Source organism: Streptomyces sp. NPDC030245 (assembly GCF_055572995.1).
Genome location: NZ_JBVICF010000031.1, coordinates 1 through 1,412, shown reverse-complemented (window position 1 = coordinate 1,412; position 1,412 = coordinate 1). Strand labels below are relative to the sequence as shown.

The following is a 1,412-nucleotide window of genomic DNA, read 5'->3' as shown; positions in this document are numbered from 1 at the left end:
GGGCACTGAGCTCGCCCTCGAAATCGATCTGGGACCAGGGGCCGCCGTCGGGGTCGAAGTCGTCTACGACGGTCACCTGATCGCGCAGAACACGTTCCATATGGTTGCTGTGCAGCCTGAAAGTGGAGGATGTACGCCAGTCAGGGGCGAGAAGCAGAGCTCTGTCGATGCGGGTGGTGATCGAGTGGTAATCAGGACCACCCACGCTGGCCTCGGATACGAACTCCCAGTAGAGCGGGCCAAGCGCTGGGTGAACTGCCATGATGACAACACCAGTGCGTTGCCGAAGCGTGGGTTCGCTGCTCATTGGTCTTTCCCAACAACCGCCTGCAGGCGCTGCAGGGCTTCATCTATGGTTGTCTGGGGTGCCTTCCCGAGCAGCTTCGCACCTCTTGCAGCAAGATCCACCGGCCGCACCAGGTTGACCAAGGCTGCCCCGCTCGCCGGCGTGCGCCCCGGAAGGACGATCGCGACGGCAAAGCCGGCGTAGCGGCTGCTGTCGTGCTCGGTGATAGGAACGGCTAGGGCGAGCCCCAGGGCGTTGTACGCTGCTGGGGAAAGCACGAGCGCTTTACAGGCCACCTGCGTTGAAGCGCTACCCATGTCCAGGGAGACGATGTCACCGCGGTCGAATTGATGCTGCGGGCGCTTGCTCATGCTTCGTTTCCTACCGGCGCGGATGTTCTCCAACAGTGGATGTCCGGCGGCTCCGGGGCCTCCAGGTCACACTGGGCGACTAGCGTGCTGAGGTCGTATTCGGTAGCGACCTTGGACACCACCAGGGTCTGATCTTTGAAGGAGACGTCTACAGGGTCGCCAAGGCTTACGCCGAGTTCGGCCAGCAACGGCTTGGGTATCGTGATGCCCTGAGAATTCCCAATCGCACGGATAGTCGTTTTCAACGTTCTGTAGCCTCTTGCGAAAGGCGGTTGCGCTGCGCCTGGAGCGCTTTGAATCGCTCGGAGACAGGTGGGCGTTTTGCCATTTGCTTGCGGACGAGCTCCGCAAGCGTCGACGCCTGTGCATCCACCCCGTCACCAGATATTGCTGTCGGCTCGTGGCCAGGTACTGGGAATTGCACCCAGATCCTCGGTGGGATTGATCGTAGGGTCAGGTTGAGATGGCCTTGAACCACTCCCCCCTGGAAGTTGAAGGAGATCTGCGCATGTTCCGGTGTGAGCTCGGAGACGAATGCTTCGAGCTGGTCTCCACGCTCTATCGGCGAGGCGCTGATCAAACTGCAGACTCGATCTGCAGCTGCTCGTAGGCTGAGTGCTTGAGGGTGGTTTACGGCAGTGTTCGGAGTGATATCCGGCATATTGGTTCTCCCTGCGCAAGGTGCTAACAATGTTATTACCCTGCGCAGGGGAAATCAAACTACCAGCTACGCTTTATGCCCCTGCGAGGTAAGG

The 1,412-nt window shown here is 60.1% G+C and carries 3 protein-coding genes; all 3 read right to left on the bottom strand.

The genetic code is table 11. The features are described 5' to 3' along the window. A partial coding sequence (locus ACZ4Z4_RS38240; RefSeq protein WP_468338506.1) for a hypothetical protein occupies positions 1–307 on the bottom strand: 307 nt, incomplete at its 3' end. Further along, entirely contained in the window at positions 304–657 is a 354-nt protein-coding gene (locus ACZ4Z4_RS38235) for a type II toxin-antitoxin system PemK/MazF family toxin (RefSeq protein ID WP_023118080.1), read from the bottom strand. The genes ACZ4Z4_RS38240 and ACZ4Z4_RS38235, both read right to left, overlap by 4 nt. Beyond that, positions 654–902: an AbrB/MazE/SpoVT family DNA-binding domain-containing protein gene (locus ACZ4Z4_RS38230; protein WP_009684309.1), complete on the bottom strand. Its 249-nt coding sequence runs from the start codon at positions 900–902 to the stop codon at positions 654–656. Before ACZ4Z4_RS38230 ends, ACZ4Z4_RS38235 begins: the two co-directional genes overlap by 4 nt. Between the last annotated feature and the right edge of the window lie 510 nt (positions 903–1,412).

Coding starts and splice junctions, on each gene's coding strand:
- ACZ4Z4_RS38235 (WP_023118080.1), bottom strand. CDS start 657: ATGAGCAAGCGCCCGCAGCATCAATTCGACCGCGGTGACATCGTCTCC.